The 15,620-nt window shown below is 45.0% G+C and carries 15 protein-coding genes; 9 read left to right on the forward strand and 6 right to left on the reverse strand.

Going from position 1 to position 15,620, the window contains the following annotated elements; genetic code table 11:
* A partial coding sequence (locus tag SFV55_RS07880) for an ABC transporter permease (protein WP_320028939.1) occupies positions 1–1,201 on the forward strand: 1,201 nt, incomplete at its 5' end.
* A gap of 109 nt (positions 1,202–1,310) precedes the next feature.
* Positions 1,311–1,604: a hypothetical protein gene (locus SFV55_RS07885; RefSeq protein WP_320028940.1), complete on the forward strand. Its 294-nt coding sequence runs from the start codon at positions 1,311–1,313 to the stop codon at positions 1,602–1,604.
* A gap of 266 nt (positions 1,605–1,870) precedes the next feature.
* Here SFV55_RS07885 and SFV55_RS07890 read toward each other — a convergent pair whose 3' ends face one another.
* Positions 1,871–2,782 (reverse strand): hypothetical protein, encoded by a 912-nt coding sequence (locus tag SFV55_RS07890; RefSeq protein WP_320028941.1) that lies wholly within the window; start codon positions 2,780–2,782, stop codon positions 1,871–1,873.
* 21 nt (positions 2,783–2,803) lie between these two features.
* Positions 2,804–3,394, reverse strand: a complete 591-nt coding sequence (locus SFV55_RS07895) for an outer membrane beta-barrel protein (RefSeq protein ID WP_320028942.1) — start codon at positions 3,392–3,394, stop codon at positions 2,804–2,806.
* 116 nt (positions 3,395–3,510) lie between these two features.
* Here SFV55_RS07895 and SFV55_RS07900 point away from each other — a divergent pair, with 116 nt between their 5' ends.
* The 3 genes from SFV55_RS07900 (at position 3,511) to SFV55_RS07910 (ending at position 5,239) form a co-directional block, all read left to right on the forward strand.
* Positions 3,511–3,807, forward strand: coding sequence for a hypothetical protein (locus tag SFV55_RS07900; RefSeq protein WP_320028943.1), 297 nt, complete (start codon positions 3,511–3,513; stop codon positions 3,805–3,807).
* A 95-nt stretch (positions 3,808–3,902) separates the two neighbouring features.
* Positions 3,903–4,583 (forward strand): MBL fold metallo-hydrolase, encoded by a 681-nt coding sequence (locus SFV55_RS07905; protein ID WP_320028944.1) that lies wholly within the window; start codon positions 3,903–3,905, stop codon positions 4,581–4,583.
* A gap of 71 nt (positions 4,584–4,654) precedes the next feature.
* The gene (locus SFV55_RS07910; protein WP_320028945.1) at positions 4,655–5,239 is read left to right on the forward strand and encodes an SPOR domain-containing protein; all 585 of its coding nucleotides are present in this window, start codon (positions 4,655–4,657) and stop codon (positions 5,237–5,239) included.
* Between the two features lie 74 nt (positions 5,240–5,313).
* Here SFV55_RS07910 and SFV55_RS07915 read toward each other — a convergent pair whose 3' ends face one another.
* The 3 genes from SFV55_RS07915 to SFV55_RS07925 all read right to left on the reverse strand — a co-directional run bounded on the left by SFV55_RS07915 (position 5,314) and on the right by SFV55_RS07925 (position 9,339).
* Complete coding sequence (locus SFV55_RS07915) at positions 5,314–6,036, reverse strand: response regulator transcription factor (RefSeq protein ID WP_320028946.1); 723 nt, start codon at positions 6,034–6,036, stop codon at positions 5,314–5,316.
* Between the two features lie 66 nt (positions 6,037–6,102).
* Positions 6,103–7,584, reverse strand: a complete 1,482-nt coding sequence (locus tag SFV55_RS07920; protein WP_320028947.1) for a HAMP domain-containing sensor histidine kinase — start codon at positions 7,582–7,584, stop codon at positions 6,103–6,105.
* Between the two features lie 225 nt (positions 7,585–7,809).
* Positions 7,810–9,339 (reverse strand): DUF5691 domain-containing protein, encoded by a 1,530-nt coding sequence (locus SFV55_RS07925; RefSeq protein WP_320028948.1) that lies wholly within the window; start codon positions 9,337–9,339, stop codon positions 7,810–7,812.
* Positions 9,340–9,523: 184 nt separating this feature from the next.
* Between SFV55_RS07925 and SFV55_RS07930 the strand changes: the two genes are divergently transcribed.
* The 3 genes from SFV55_RS07930 to SFV55_RS07940 all read left to right on the forward strand — a co-directional run bounded on the left by SFV55_RS07930 (position 9,524) and on the right by SFV55_RS07940 (position 14,319).
* A complete protein-coding gene (locus tag SFV55_RS07930) occupies positions 9,524–11,302 on the forward strand; it encodes a long-chain fatty acid--CoA ligase (RefSeq protein WP_320028949.1) in 1,779 nt (592 codons plus the stop codon).
* A gap of 4 nt (positions 11,303–11,306) precedes the next feature.
* Positions 11,307–12,368 (forward strand): hypothetical protein, encoded by a 1,062-nt coding sequence (locus tag SFV55_RS07935; protein WP_320028950.1) that lies wholly within the window; start codon positions 11,307–11,309, stop codon positions 12,366–12,368.
* 127 nt (positions 12,369–12,495) lie between these two features.
* Positions 12,496–14,319: a long-chain fatty acid--CoA ligase gene (locus tag SFV55_RS07940; protein WP_320028951.1), complete on the forward strand. Its 1,824-nt coding sequence runs from the start codon at positions 12,496–12,498 to the stop codon at positions 14,317–14,319.
* An 81-nt stretch (positions 14,320–14,400) separates the two neighbouring features.
* Here the strand turns inward: SFV55_RS07940 and SFV55_RS07945 are convergent, their stop codons facing one another.
* The gene (locus SFV55_RS07945) at positions 14,401–14,529 is read right to left on the reverse strand and encodes a hypothetical protein (RefSeq protein WP_320028952.1); all 129 of its coding nucleotides are present in this window, start codon (positions 14,527–14,529) and stop codon (positions 14,401–14,403) included.
* Positions 14,530–14,802: 273 nt separating this feature from the next.
* Here SFV55_RS07945 and SFV55_RS07950 point away from each other — a divergent pair.
* Positions 14,803–15,620: S1 RNA-binding domain-containing protein (locus SFV55_RS07950; protein ID WP_320028953.1), on the forward strand; the 818-nt coding region annotated here is incomplete at its 3' end.

A 15,620-nucleotide genomic window follows, 5' to 3' on the forward strand; every position in this document is an offset into this window, starting at 1 on the left:
CGGTAGCTACCCTGCCATTTACATGTCGGGTTTCCATATTATTCAAACCCTGAAAGGAGTGTTTAAATCAGGGAATTCTGCGGTTTTATTACGCAAGGGCCTCGTTGTGATCCAGTTTTCCTTGTGCGCCATCCTGGTCATTGGCTCAATTCTGGTGTACCAACAAATCCAGCACATCCAGAATCGCTCTTTGGGTTACAATCGGGAAAATGTGCTACGTGTATGGTTGCGTGGGGATATCGGGGAGCGATTTGATCCGGTCAACACCGAGTTGAGTGCAATCCGTGGAGTAGAGTCTGTAGCTGCATCTGGCAATGGCATTACCCAAATCGGCAGCTCCACTTACAACCTCAACTGGCCAGGTAAAAACCCGAAAGATCAAATACTGTTTTCCAATACCGCTGTCGATCCTGGATTTTTAAAAACCTACCGCATCGAGCTGGTAGAAGGCCGCGACTTTCAAAAGGGCAACCTGAATGATACCTTAAGCGTCATTTTTAATGAACTCGCCATCAAAAGGATGGGATTAAAAGACCCGATTGGTCAAACCATTGATTTGTGGGACAACAAGGTAAAAATCATCGGGGTCACCAAAAATTTCCATTTCAACTCCATTCATTCCCAGATCGAACCTTTCTTTTTCACCTTTAATCCCGAATGGCGTAGTTTGGCTTCTTTGAAATTGGATGGCACACGACCAGCCCCAGAAACCATCAGCGCCATCGAACAGGTATTCAAAAAACACAACCCAGCATATCCCTTTGAATATGACTTTGTAGACAAAGATTTTAATGAATTGTACAAGAGTGAGCAGTTGATTGGGAAATTGGCCCGGGTCTTTTCTTTCCTGGCCATTTTTGTGGCTTGTCTGGGCCTGTTTGGCTTGGCGGCTTTTAGTGCCGAACAAAGAGTCAAAGAAATTGGGGTGCGCAAGGTTTTGGGCGCCAGCCTGAGCAATATCGTTTTGCTTATGTCCCGCGAGTTTTTACTCCTGGTTGCCATTTCTATTTTGGTAGCTTCACCAATTGCCTGGTATTTGATGGATGCCTGGTTGGATGATTACACTTACCGCATTCAGATTTCCTGGTGGGTTTTTGCAGTGGTGGCTATGCTAACCTTGGGTATCGCCTTCGTTACGGTTTCGTTTCAAAGCATACGCGCTGCACTGGCCGATCCGGTGAAGTCCTTGCGCTCTGAATAACACAAACGCCACGAAGACTAAAAGGCACCCTTTTTAATGGTTCTTTGAACCTTCGTAGCAAAATATAAATAGGCTAAAACCACATTTCTTCACCTGAAAACAGTACACTATGGCGTTTATTGCTATACCCATTCCAAGCGGCCGTGGTAAACAAGACATCGAGATCGAAGTAACCATTAACGGTCAAAAACAAGCCATTCATTACCGGGTAGAGTTGTTCTATTGGGAAGATTGTAATATCCCAGTAGTCGACCGAGCGGAGTGTATTCGATACATGCTTTCCAAATACGACAAGGACTGGACCTTGTATTATATTGGCTCGCCTACCGATGAGTTTGTGCCGATTACTTTTGTAAAAAGAGAAGATATGGTGCTGCAAAAGCAGCTTTGGGTTGGGAATTAATGGAATTTTCCATCGTTGGGCAACCGCGAGGATCGGTCAACCGCAAGGGTTGCCCCTACTATCCCTGTTTTCGGGGAGTATTTTTTCCCCTTTCAAGGGTATTGCAAAAGTTTATCAATTGATCGAACTTTGTCTTAGTGTAACGCAAAAAATTGGGAGACTAGTTTTTCTGCGTTATTCATCACCTATGACCCTGAATTTTTTATCATCTGTTTTAATGGTTATTTGTGCAGCGCCGGCCATCCTTGATCGGCGCTACTTTTTGCTTAAGCATTAAGCATTTCAGCCAAAACACCTTCTTTAACATCATAATCCGAGACCAGCAATCGAGGCACTCCGGTCATTTGAAGCACAAAACGAATCAGCAGCATTCCTACTACAATCATGTCGATCCTATCATCTGGAATTTCGGGCATGGCCAGGAGTTCGGCTTTAGTAGCTTGAATGACTCGCTCAAAAAAAGCAGGTAGCTCACTCAGCTCAGCTACGGGCAACACTGCACAATGAGGCCCCAGTTTTTCTTTGCTGAATTGAGCAACCAAAACATCAAAGGTACCTTTGGTCCCCACCAAATCACTGATGGTATGCTGGGCCAAAGCGTGACTGAGCGGCACCAATTGTTGCTGGAGAAAACTGTGCAAGGCTTCTATCTCAATTGCCCCAATCGGGTCGCTATGGTGAAACTGCCCGTATAAAATGGCCATACCTACGGGGAAACTTTGTGCCCAATACACTGTATCCAAATCTGCTATGATGAACTCCACACTACCCCCACCAATGTCCATAATGAGTTTTTTATCCGCCCCAAATTGAACCGCTTGTTCCACTCCCTTATGGATGTAATGTGCCTCCTGGTCACCATCGATCAAGGTAATGTCCAGGCCGGTTTTTTCTTTTATCGTTTGAATAAAAATGGCACCATTGCTGGCCGTCCGTAGCGCAGCCGTGCCAATGGCTTTGGTTTTGTCAACCTGATGTTGAGACAAGATGTGAGCATAATCGGTCAAACAGTCAATGCCCCGTTGGAAGGGTTCAGCCCCAATGGTACCAATGCCTTCCGATGCCAGTTTGATGAAACGGCTTTGGCGAAAAACCGCCTCAAATGAGCCATCTGGCATAACCTGAACAATGCGCAGGTGGAAGATATTGGTCCCCAAATCGATGATGGCAAGGGTCATACTTTAAAGTTTTACACGTTCTTAAAAATAATACAGTGCCCGGATGCCCAGGTTGCGTGCCACGAACAAACCGTCGGATTTGTTCTGTCGCAAATTGTTAAGGGATCGTGACCAGCGCACATTGAATCCCCAACGTTCGGAAAAATTAAAGGTTCCGCCCAATACCACATTGATCAAATCATTGCGGAAGTTTTCCTGCTCGGTAATGATCGCACCACTTACATCTATTACTTCGGCGTTGATAATACGGGCATAAGAAAGTCCGGCGCTGAGTTGAAATTTCCATTCGTTGAATAAAATTTGCACGGGTGCTTCTACCATATTGAGCCGGATTTTATCGTAAATGGATTGAGAGTTGGAGTACAAATTGCGTTGACTACCTTGCTGATTGTACAAGAGCTCCACACCCAGTTCCCAACGTTCACTCAGGATTGCGCTCACCTGCATGCCCGCGTGTAAGCCCGGCAAATCGAAACCAGTCAACAAATCGCCATCAATTTGAGACAAATTCAAGCCTGCAACGCCACTGGCTTTGAATCGATTTTGAGCACCAAGTTTCACAACCGTGCTCAGCATGAGAAAGCCCAGAAAAAAAATCAGTTTTATCCGCATTATGGATCAATTAAAGGGTGTGATTGTGATTTTATCCAAAATAAGCCCATCAAATGACGGACTAATTTCCTACTCCTGCCTAAATTCGCCTCACAATAAACCATTTTTTGCACAGCATGGTCAAATACACGACGCATTTTCTAAAAAAACTAGAGACCCTCTTCAGCGAACTGGATTACACCGTACGTTATGAAAAAGGGTCTTTCCAATCTGGGTATTGTATTGTCGAAAATCGAAAAATCGCCGTAGTGAACAAATTTTTCGATACCGAATCGCGCATCAATGTGTTATTGGAGGTGCTTGGCGTTATTGAATATACGGAGGATAAACTGAGCGAAAAATCGAGCAAATTGCTTAAAGCCATTCGCAATAATTCTATCAACGAAGAAAACGAAGACGAACCATCGAACTGATTGTAACCCTTACCGGCACGGGTACTTCGCAGGGAGTCCCCGTTTTAGGCTGTGATTGTGAAGTATGCCAATCCACGGATGCACGCGACAGGAGATTGCGCACTGCCGCTCATTTGCGCTTGGGCATTACTTCGGTAGCTATTGACTGCGGTCCCGATTTCCGCCAACAAATGTTGGCTGCGAACATCCAGCACCTCGATGCCATCGTGATGACTCACGAGCACAATGACCATATTGTAGGCCTCGACGATGTGCGCCCCTATAATTTCAAACAAGGAGGAGATATGCCTGTTTTTGCCACCCAGAAAGTACAAACAGAGTTGCGTACCCGCTTCGCCTATGTTTTTGCTGAAGGAGATAAGCGTTATCCTGGTGCGCCAATGGTGAGTTTGGTTCAAATTGACAAAAAAACGGTGTTTACCATCAAGGACATTTCGTTTACTCCCGTTGAAGTAATGCATGGGAAATTGCCCATTCTGGGCTTTCGGGTAGGTGATTTTGCCTACCTAACTGACGTTCGACAGATCGAGGAACCTGAAATGCATAAACTTCAAAACCTGCACACACTGGTGGTGAACGCCCTGCACCATACCGAACACTATTCACACCTGAATTTGGAGGGTGCCCTGGATTTGATCCAAACCCTGAAACCGCAACGCAGTTTTTTGACCCACATGAGCCATCGCATGGGCAAACATGCAACAATCAATAAAACATTACCTTTTGGCGTTGAATTGGGGTACGACGGACTGCAGTTTAGCGTGCCAATGCCTTAGTATAAACCATTGGATGGAACCTATAACCAATTTTACCCATAAATTCCTTCTGAAAACAAAAAAACACCTCCATGTCCAGACTTGATTATTTAACCATCGGAATTGTGGCCCTGTGCATTGCGGCCCTGATCTATCTGGTTTACCGATATGTGAACCTCCCCCATTCTGCAACAAACACCACAACTACAGAAGTGGTAAAAACGGACAATACCCAAGTTCAAAAAGAGGATACAAGTGGTTTTCCTGCCGAAGATACTTCCGAAAACAATCAACCAGGCCCTGGAGCCGGAATTGAACCGGAACCAGAAGTAATTCCTGAAGAAAAAACACCAGTCCTACGTAATGCTGAAAAACCTGCGGTAACAGAAATAAAACCAGTAACGCCTCCTGTAAATAACACGGCCAGCGAAACAGCAAGCCTATCTGCTGGTCGTTACATGGTGCTCATTGGTTCATTTGAACAAATGAGTCAGGCCCAAACTCAGTTACAAATGGTTAAAAAGCTGGGTTATGTCAATGCTCGAATTGCAAAATTCAACCGTGGAAAATATGCATCCGTACTGGTTGATCATTTTGGCCAGGCTAGTGAAGCCAAATCCTTGGCCAAAACTTTAACAAAAAAGGGTTTTGATGCCGGAGTGATGGTAAAGCGGTAAAATGGGTTTAAAAATAAAAAAGCTGGGTAAGCCCAAATGACTTCCCAGCCGTAATCATAATCCCAAAAACTATTTTATGCTTCTTGATCCGACTTCACGAGCAATTGAAATCCATTGCCGTGAATGTTAACGATTTCGATGTTGTCGTCTCTTCGTAGGTATTTGCGCAATTTAGTCACAAATACATCCATCGAGCGTGCAGTGAAATAGTTGTCTTCGCCCCAAATTTCAGATAGTGCTTCCGATCTAGGAAGAATATCGTTCACATTTAAAGCAAACATTTTTAAGAGAGAAGCTTCCTTCGGGGAGAGCTTATGTTTCTCTTCTTCACCACTTTCCGCAAATGTAAGAATTCTTAATGGAAAATTAAAGTGATATTTACCAATGAAAAATTCTTTCACCTCATCTTTCGCATCAGCCTTGCCTTGCTGGCTCCTTTTCAAGATGGCGTGAATGCGAAAAAGTAGCTCTTCAGAATTGAAGGGTTTAGAGATATAATCGTCCGCGCCAATCCGAAATCCTTCCAAAACATCATCTTTCATGGTTTTGGCGGTGAGGAATACAATCGGCATTTCGCGGTCTTTTTCCCGAATTTCTCTGGCTAGTGTAAACCCATCTTTTTTGGGCATCATCACATCAAAGATGCACAAATCAAAATGGCCTTTTTTGTAACTTTCCAATCCTTCTACCCCATCCTTGGCCAAGGTTACATCGTAATCATGCATTTCCAGATAGGAGCGCAATACGTCTCCAAAATTCTGATCGTCTTCAACAAGTAAAATTCTATTGTTTGCCATAAGCGTATATTTTTGGGGGTTTACCTCTTTGGCTTTGTTTCACAATTGCCGAAGAGGCTAACCATTTTATGCTTCTACTTGGTAGGGAAAAGTCAGAATAAAACTGCTACCCTTCCCTGGTTCACTTTTTACTTCCACCGAACCTTTGTGGGCGGTCATCATGGCTTTGACGTAACTAAGCCCTAAGCCAAATCCTTTAACATCGTGCAAGTTGCCCGTTGGAACACGATAAAATTTGTCAAAAATCTGTTTACGCGCTTCCTTGCTGATGCCAATACCTTTGTCCTGCACCACCACCTCTACCCCATTGGATACATCACGGGTACTGATGCTGATTTCAGGCTTGTCGGGAGAATACTTTTCAGCGTTGTCCAAAAGGTTATTGATCACATTGGCAACGTGGGTGAGATCTCCTTCAATGATTGGTTTGGTAGCAAGCAGGGATGGTTTCACCACACCGTCTCGTTTTTCAACCCGCAGCGAAATGTTCTCTACAGCCGCCTGTATCACCTCGTGCAGGTTGACTTCGGTCAGTTTTAAGGAAAAATCGCGCTTGTCGATCAAGGCCATTTGCAGGACTTTCTCTACCTGACTATTCATACGCTTATTTTCCTGTTTTATTATGTTGGCAAAGCGTTGTACTTTCTCGGGGTTGTTCAAAATAATGGGTGAAACAATCGAGTCGGAAGCCAGCGAGATGGTAGCAATGGGCGTTTTGAACTCGTGGGTCATGTTGTTGATGAAATCCGTTTTCATTTCCGACAGCTTTTTTTGCTGGAAAATGACCATCAGGGTATAGGCAAAACAAAACAAAATAATCATCGCAAACAGTGCCGTACCTGCTGCATTTTTCCACAATGAACTCAAAATGATATTGGTGCGATTGGGAAAATAAACCCTGAGCTCCCCGGGGGGTATTTTGGAATGCTGGAATACAGCTACGGAATAATCAGGATTGTAAAGGCTGGCAGCGTTGTAAGTTGGAGCAGGGCCTTTGGCTCCAAAATCATCGTAAACGTAATGACCATCTTCAATGATCATACCATTTTTTTCATTGGACCAAACGCCGTAATGAAAAGTAAATTTGCTGTTTTTGGGATTGATCCCTCTTTTTTCAAATTCCTGATGGATGGCCAAATCTAGATTGGACACTTTGATGCGCTCTTCCAATGAACGCATGGTTTTATTTTGATCAAACAAAACTTGCATTCCTGGGTATTCAGCCATGATCTGAACATAGTACTGTTGTACTGAGCCAGCCGAATGTTCAGGGTCTGGCACATTGACGTTGTCGGGCTTGTTGGTTTTTTTGACACTCTGTTGCTCCTGATAAGCCATCATAAACCCATTGACTGAGCTGAAATATTCAGCGCGTTCGTAATCCTCGAGCCGGTCACTTACTTTTACCAATGCTTCCTGCACGTTTTTGTCAAAACGTTCCTCATTCACCGACATGGAGGTTTGTATCAAATCGATTTGTACCAAAATGACCCCCAGCACCGCTGCGCTCATCAAACCAATAATAATCCAAATTGCCTTTTTATTCATTCTGTTCCAGCATATGATCTACCACAAGCCCGAAGCCTGTTCCGGTTAAAACTACAAGATAGGCAGCACTGTTCAATGTTTTGCCCTAGGCACCTAACAAAAGTTAAAATGTACCTTTGGCAAAATTAATGCATTTGTAACGGAGGCGCTTTACTTTAACGTAGAATTAACCTATACGGCCTGTTCAGGGATTAAAACCCTAGCCTGCTGTTCCCTAAACCAGGTTCAGGCAGTTTGTTGAAATGTTTGCTGCATTTTTGCCCTAAACTGCAACACGGCCAACATCCGTTCCACCTCTCCCTGCCAACGTTGCCAAAGTGGTGAATCTACATTCCAGCCCCCATTTAGCGTTGCATAAAGTCCTGGCGGGCAATGGTATGCAAGTGCTTTAAGGATACGGGTATAATGCCAAATGTTCCAAAATGGGTTGTCTGCGCCTGCCAAGTAACGCTTAAAAGGTTGCAACACAGCCATACTCAGCTCCTCGCTCCATGGCTGCGGATTGGCACAAAGCAGATAGGTGGCTACATGGTCTTCTTCAAGCAAATAGCTTTGTTTTTGTAAAAAAGGCAGCAATAATTGCTGCAAGGAGTCACCTGGTAGCATTTGCAAAAGATGCCGGCCTGGAGTAGTTTGCCAACTGCTTGCTCCCGGCTGATTCAGCCACCACTCAGCCAAGGCCGCTTGCCAAACTAGATCATGGTGCAACAAACTGGCGTCGGTAAGCGCTTGTACCCAACTTTCCTCCCGATCCTGTTGGGCAAAAAGGTGGATGGCTTGCAAGGGTGCCAATCCCCACTCGCTTTGCCAATATTGGGGGGGCAAACGACGCATCAACTGAAATACCCAGGCACTGCGCTGGGTGAATGAAAAAGGGGCTTTTCCTCCCATTTCAACTCCATCCTTACGCCAGGTTTCTGGTGCTTCGCTGGGTAAATTCAGGATCACTTTATTGTCTTTCACCTCAACACATGCCTGTAAATAGCCCAAATAACGTTGGAATAGCCCTGAATTGGGTATTCTCGCCAGAAGTTCCGCTGCCACCTGGCGGGTTTCTTTGCGGCGGTCTTGCAGGCAATGCTCTAAAAATGTTTCATCCTGAAGGCTCAATCCCTGGTTGAGTTCGGCCAACAAAGCCGCTTTCTGGCCAGGGTCTTCTGTTTCCCAACTGCTTTGCAATTCTTTCAAACCCAAGGCAGGGTCATGCTTGCGTATGCTTCGCAAAAGTGCCAGGCGGGCCGCGCCGGTACTGGTGTTCCAGTCCGTTTTTGGAGAAGTTTCCCACAAAGGTTGCCAAACTGGATTTTGTAACAGCAGCCATTTTCCCCGGCTGCCTATAGCTACTCGAATTGTCTCCCAAAGTTCAGGGTCGCTCAAACTTCGTTGAAAGAGGGCAGGCAATGCTTCCCTGGGCAACACCTGTTGTGCCTGTAGTAAGAGGTTTACCCATTCCCCTAGTGCGTCACTGTATTTTCCCCCTAAAATTTCCTGCAAACAGCGCGCAGATGCTGCACTACACTCGAGTTCCGATTGGGTGTAATTTTCCGTCACCGGCAGCTCGCCCTTCCACTCTTCCAATGAAAAACCTGCTCTTCGCCATTGCCTAAAATAAACCATAGCCATTCCCGCTGAATTTTCAGGGAGATCCGTCAACGCGACACCTTCGGCTTGCAGGTACTGCAATAATTCTTCTCCTAATGGTGTTTGGTCAGTCCCCAGGAGCAATAAAGTTTGCAGTTCTTCCAAATGCTTCATTTTTTAAGCAACTTTAAATAATCCATAAAATTATCCTTACTTTGTCAAAGCTTATTAGGGTGATAAAAACAAGGGTTCATTTTGCCAAAAGATTCGGCAGATAAACGATTCATTTCAAGTTCTTTACCTAATCCTTTGGCTCAGGAAAAACGAACGCTTATTTTTGCCCCATTACTTGTGCAAGATGGACTACCACCGCCTTTTTGATTTATTTAGGTATCAGGAAGCTCGTTTTCCCAACGAGGCAGCTTTAGCCTATAAACGGCAAGGGCAAAGGCACAGTTTTTCCACGGCTGATTGCCTGCACAAGATAAACCAAGTAAGCGCATTTTTACTGCGCCTGGGATTGAAACCAGGCGATCGGGCGGCAATAATTGCGCGCCACGGCAGTCCATACTGGAATTTTTTAGATCTGGGCATGCAACAAATCGGGGTAATTGTGGTCCCCCTGCACGCCACTTCAGGACTCGAGGAGTTGCAGTTCATTTTGCAAGATGCACTGGTTCGGGTATGTTTTACGGATACAGAAGATTTATACACGAGTATTCACTCGCTTCAAGCCGATACTGCGTTGGAATGGGTTATTCCATTTTATCCAATGCCTGAAGTAAATCCATGCGTACTGGAATTGTTGTCAGACCCCAGTTCGGAAGAGTTGACCACAAGTGCTACATTGCGAGAAAACATTGTGGAAAATGACCTGGCTACGATTATTTACACCTCCGGCACCACGGGTAAGCCCAAGGGAGTGATGCTTTCCCATCAAAACATCATTAGCAACATTAAATCTACAATAGCACTACTTCCCGTCAATTGTGAACATCAAACTTTAAGCTTTCTGCCCCTCAGCCATATTTTTGAACGGATGGTTGTTTACATATACATGGCAGTGGGCGCGAGTGTAACCTATGCAGAAGGGCAAGAGCAACTATTGAATAACCTGCGCGAGGTGCGCCCCCATTTCATCACCGCAGTTCCCTTGATCATTGAGCGCTTGATTGAACAAATTATGGCTCATGCGCGCAAAGGCTCCTTATGGCGCAGAAAAATCCTGAAATGGGCCATTCAACTGGGCAAAAATTATTACGATGGAACGCGACAACCCCTGGCTTACTGGTTGCGTCTAACTTTAGCGCGGGTGCTGGTTTTTAACCGCTGGCGCAAAATGTTTGGGGGCCGGATCGAGGGAATTGGAGTCGGCGCTGCGGCCTTGAATCCAGAACTTGGGCGTTTGTTTTCGGCAGCAGGATTAAAAGTAAGGGAAGGCTATGGACTTACTGAAACTTCTCCGGTCATAGCTTTTAACCGTTTTGAGCCCGGAGGAGCTCGTTTTGGAACAGTGGGAATACCCATCCCGGGAGTTGATCTGCGCATTGTCAACCCCAATGAAGAGGGCGTAGGCGAGGTACAAGTCAAGGGGCCCAATGTTATGCTAGGTTATTATCAGCAACCCGAATCAACACGAGAGGTAATGACTGAAGATGGTTGGTTGCGGACCGGGGATTTGGGGCAATGGGTACACAAACGTTTTTTAAACATTAAGGGCAGGCAAGACGATATGTTCAAAACCGGAGCGGGGAAATTCATCGCTCCAGAAGCTGTGGAAAAGCAGCTTTACCAGTCCGAATACATCCAGCAATGCCTGGTAGCAGGTGCCAGTAAACCTGGGCCTTTTGCCCTGATCGTTCCACGTTTTGACAAACTGGAAGAATGGTGCCGAGCACAAAAAGTACATTGGACAGCACCTCAATTTATGGTATTGAACCCCAAAGTACAGCGTTTTTTCAAACAGGAACTCGAACGCCTGAATCAGGGTTTACCACCTTATCAACAGGTACAACAATTCATATTGCTGCACGAAGCATGGACAGAAGAAAGTGGAGAAATGACGGCCACGCTTAAACTCCGCCGCAAAAAAATTCTAGCCACGCACGCCAAAAACATTAACGAACTTTATAGTTAAAATCATGAGAAATCTACATCCTTTAACCCGGTCTTTGTTCTTACTTACCTTACTACTGGGCTCAATCAGGCTCCAGGCTCAAGAGGCTTCCAGCCCTGCTGTAGCGAGCAAAGGCATCAGTTGGTTTGATCAATTGCTGAAAGAAGATAGCCTTGGCGCTTTGGAAGTCACTTTGGAAACGGACCTAAAGGCCCTGATGAAAGGAAAAGCCGACGAAAAATACCAGCCCGCTATGCTGAAATACAAAAACTCAGCCGGTGATGATAAAGTGTATACTGTAGAAATCCGACCACGTGGAAAAACCCGCAAGGACATTTGTTTGCACCCACCAATTAAGCTAAAGATCAAAAAATCAGTCCTGACCGGCGAAGGTTATTTGCCCCACAACGAAATGAAAATTGTTTGGGAGTGTAAACCCTCAGGTGCTTTTGAGCAGTTCATTTATAAGGAATACCTGGCGTATCGCTTGTACAACCTGATCTCTCCGGCCAGCTTCCGGGCAAAATTGGTTAAAATCAACTTGATCGATACCAACAACCCTGGAAAACCAACTGAAAAAATTGGATTCATTGTCGAAGATGAGGAGCAGGTGGCCGAACGTATGGCTTGTACACTAATGGAAGAGCGGCCCAAAGATACCCGCCAATTTGCCCGGCAACATTTCCTGAATTTCGTCTTTTATGAATACATGATTGGCAATACGGATTGGGCTTTTGGCAATAGCCACAACACTCGTTTTTTTGAACATACTACCACCAAAAAAGTCATCCCGGTTCCTTACGACTTCGATTACTCCGGATTGGTGAATGCACCCTACGCAGTTCCTCATGAGTCTTTGCCCATCAAGGATGTACGCGAACGGTATTTTAAAGGAGGGGTGGTTGCTGCACCGGAAGGAGCAATGCTGCGCAAACAATTTTTACAAAGTAAAACAGCAGTACTGGACTTTATCAAAAATTTTGACTTGCTGGATAGGTTTCATAAGGATGATGCCCTCCAATACATCAGTGATTTTTTTAAGGAAATCGAAGACGAACGCCAATTCAACCGAATCATAAATCCTTAATTAGGGGTGAATAAATGAAAGTTGGGGCTGTAAAAGCAGAAAAAATCCAGTTTTTCCAAACAATCTTTTATTTTTGGAATTTAGATAAGGAATAATTCTGCCAAACATCCAGATAAACCAACTTTTTATGGAACCAACAAGGTTATCCGACCTGATTCACTATCAGGCCGCTAATTTCCCTTTGCAGCGTGCTTTTGGGCATCGGGTCGATGGGGAATGGAAATACTACAGCACTCAAGAAGTCATTGAACTAGGGAACAAGGTTAGCCGGGGGCTGCTCAAATTAGGGGTAAAAAAAGGGGACCGCATCGGTGTAGCAGTGACCCAAAATCGCCCTGAATGGACCATTCTCGACGTGGGAATTCAACAAATTGGGGCCATCAACGTCCCGGTTTATGCTACAATTACCACTGAGGATTATGCCTATATTTTTAACGACTCTGAAGCTAAGTACTGTTTTGTTGGTGGTGGTGACCTATACGAAAAAGTCAAAGCAGCGCAAGCTCAGGTCCCTTCTTTAAAAGAAATTTATTCCTTCGACAAAAAGGAAGGCCAGCCATATTGGGAAACAATCTTTGCTGAAGATGGCCAAGCGGAAGTTGATGCACTACAGGCTCAAATCAAGCCTGAAGAGCTGGCTACCATCATTTACACTTCCGGAACCACGGGTGTCCCCAAAGGAGTTATGCTTTCGCACAACAACATCATTAGCAACATCATGGCCGGGAAAGGAGCTTTCCCTTTTGTAGCGGGAGACACAGTTTTGAGTTTTTTACCCGTTTGCCACATCTATGAAAGGGTTGTCATTTACCTTTACACCCTTTTTGGTGTTTCAGTAGCTTTCACCGGCACAGATAATTTGGGGGGTGAACAGGGCGATCTCATGGCCGTTAAGCCTCATTTTTTTACTACTGTACCTCGCCTTTTGGAAAAAGTTTACGAGCGCATTTACAACAAGGGCCTGGACTTGACTGGGTTAAAGAAAAAATTGTTCTTCTGGGCGCTTAAATTAACGGAGGATTACCATTACGAGTTTAAGCCCAAGGGCTGGAAGGCCATTCAATGGAAAATAGCCGACAAGCTGATTTTTAGCAAATGGCGGGCTGCTTTGGGTGGCAATCTCAAAGGCATCACTACTGGTGCAGCCGCTTGCCCAAGGCGGATAGCGCAGGTGTTTTCTGCTGCCGGGATTCCCATCAGGGAAGGTTATGGACTGACTGAAACCTCTCCAGTCATCACCCTGAATTTGTTTGAACCTGGTGGTGCTTTGTTGGGTTCTGTCGGACCTGTGATTGACCAGGTGGAAGTGTTGATCGACGAATCGGATGGCATCTTTCGCCCAGGTGAAGGAGAAATTCTGGCTTATGGCCCCAATGTCATGATGGGCTATTACAACAAACCAGAAGCAACTGCAGCTGTGATGAAAACCATCAATGGCAAAACCTGGTTTTGTACCGGAGATGTTGGAAAAATGGTGGATGGCCCGGGGGGAAGAAAGTATTTACAAATCACGGACCGCAAAAAAGAATTGCTCAAAACCTCTGGTGGAAAATACGTAGCCCCCACTCCTATCGAGAGCAGGTTCCGCGAAAATTTCCTCATCGAACAGATGATGGTCATTGGCGAGCAACGTAAATTTGTTTCAGCGCTCATCGTACCCGCCGAACCCGCTTTGAAAGACTGGTGTGATGAAAATCAGGTGGAATGGACTACCTTCCCGGAAATGCTCCATCACCCCAAAGTACTTGGTAAGTTCCAAAGCATTGTAGATGATATCAATCCAAGTTTCAGTCACATTGATCAAATCAAAAAATTCCGCCTGCTGGACAAAGTATGGGAACCCGTCAAGTCCGACGGCACCGAGGCCGAACTGACGCCTACCATGAAACTCAAGCGCAGGGTAATTTTAGAGAAGTACAAAGCGGAAATTGAAGATATTTACGCGGAGTAGTGAAAAGCGAAAAGTGAAAAGTGAAAAGTGATTGATTCAACCACGATCTAACTTTTCGCTTTTCACTTTTCACTTTTCACTTTACTGTGGTGGCAGCAAAGCAAAGTTGCGGTTGTACAAATACACCAACAACGCAATAAAAAGGATAAAAAAGATAAAGAAATACATCACACAGTATCCCTTCCGACCGGCGTTTTCTATTTCAGACATTGTTTAGGCAGTTTTGAGTGAATGAAAACTTGCGCCTGCAAAGATGGATAAAATAGTTGAAGAGTTGAAAAAATTAGAGTTTAGAAGTTGAGAAGTTTAGAAGTTTAAGAAATTATTCGGTGCCTATAACATGCTTAGTTGTAAGTGCCTCAACTCCTAAACTTTTCAACTTCTCAACTAATTTATTTTGATTTTCAATCGAAAACGCTACCTTTGCGGCTCAAAATTCAATTCATCACCAAATTCCACCTTTCGTGGAAAGAAATGTAGTTTATGATTGACGAAAAAGATGGCATCGAGCAAGAAGAGCTGGGTGCACAGGATCAGGTGGAGGAAACGGCTGTAGAAAGCACGCCCGAAATCGTGGATCAAGTAGAAGAAGTAGCTGCCGTAGCTGAAGAAGTGGTTGAGGAAACCACTGAAGAAGTTGAAGCTGTGGTTGAAGAAACCGTTGTCGTAGCTGAAGAGGTAGCAGCAGCAGCTGATGAGCCCCTGGAAGAAGTAGCTATTGAACCTACTCCTGAACCAGTGGTGATCATCAAGAGTATCAAAGACGAGCCAGAAGCAACTACTGGCGAAGAGGAAGAGGAAGATGAACTGGATGAAGAATTGCTCTTCGACAGTGGTTTCGATCCCAATTCTGCACACGATGAGTTTGACTGGAGCATTACCAACAAAGGTGGCGCCGTTTATTCTTCGGAAACAACCAAAGAATACCTGACCCAGTACGAATCTACCATGAATGCAGTGGTAGAAAGTGAAATTGTAAAAGGACGGGTTACTTCCATTAACGGTGGTGACGTAGTACTTGACATCAACTACAAGTCGGACGGTTTGGTACCCCTTTCTGAATTCCGCGACACTCAGGATCTCAAAATTGGAGATTTTGTTGAGGTTTACGTGGAACAACAGGAAGACTTGCGCGGCCAGCTGGTTCTTTCTCGCCGCAAAGCAAAACTGCTGCGCGCCTGGGAAAGCATCGTTGATTCGTACGAGAATGGTACTGTGATCAAAGGTACGGTCATCAGCAAAACCAAAGGTGGTCTGATTGTAGACTGCAGTGGTTTGGAGACCTTCTTGCCTGGTTCACA

Origin of the sequence: Haliscomenobacter sp. (assembly GCF_033763495.1) — a bacterium.
In the GTDB taxonomy this organism is placed as follows: domain Bacteria; phylum Bacteroidota; class Bacteroidia; order Chitinophagales; family Saprospiraceae; genus Haliscomenobacter.

Excerpts from the sequence above, each read along its gene's own strand:
- SFV55_RS07895 (WP_320028942.1), bottom strand. The coding sequence starts at position 3,394 with ATGCGGATAAAACTGATTTTTTTTCTGGGCTTTCTCATGCTGAGCACG.
- SFV55_RS07900 (WP_320028943.1), top strand. The coding sequence starts at position 3,511 with ATGGTCAAATACACGACGCATTTTCTAAAAAAACTAGAGACCCTCTTC.
- SFV55_RS07930 (WP_320028949.1), top strand. The coding sequence starts at position 9,524 with ATGGACTACCACCGCCTTTTTGATTTATTTAGGTATCAGGAAGCTCGT.
- SFV55_RS07940 (WP_320028951.1), top strand. The coding sequence starts at position 12,496 with ATGGAACCAACAAGGTTATCCGACCTGATTCACTATCAGGCCGCTAAT.
- SFV55_RS07925 (WP_320028948.1), bottom strand. The coding sequence starts at position 9,339 with ATGAAGCATTTGGAAGAACTGCAAACTTTATTGCTCCTGGGGACTGAC.
- SFV55_RS07915 (WP_320028946.1), bottom strand. The coding sequence starts at position 6,036 with ATGGCAAACAATAGAATTTTACTTGTTGAAGACGATCAGAATTTTGGA.
- SFV55_RS07910 (WP_320028945.1), top strand. The coding sequence starts at position 4,655 with ATGTCCAGACTTGATTATTTAACCATCGGAATTGTGGCCCTGTGCATT.
- SFV55_RS07920 (WP_320028947.1), bottom strand. The coding sequence starts at position 7,584 with ATGAATAAAAAGGCAATTTGGATTATTATTGGTTTGATGAGCGCAGCG.
- SFV55_RS07935 (WP_320028950.1), top strand. The coding sequence starts at position 11,307 with ATGAGAAATCTACATCCTTTAACCCGGTCTTTGTTCTTACTTACCTTA.
- SFV55_RS07890 (WP_320028941.1), bottom strand. The coding sequence starts at position 2,782 with ATGACCCTTGCCATCATCGATTTGGGGACCAATATCTTCCACCTGCGC.
- SFV55_RS07945 (WP_320028952.1), bottom strand. The coding sequence starts at position 14,529 with ATGTCTGAAATAGAAAACGCCGGTCGGAAGGGATACTGTGTGATGTAT.
- SFV55_RS07885 (WP_320028940.1), top strand. The coding sequence starts at position 1,311 with ATGGCGTTTATTGCTATACCCATTCCAAGCGGCCGTGGTAAACAAGAC.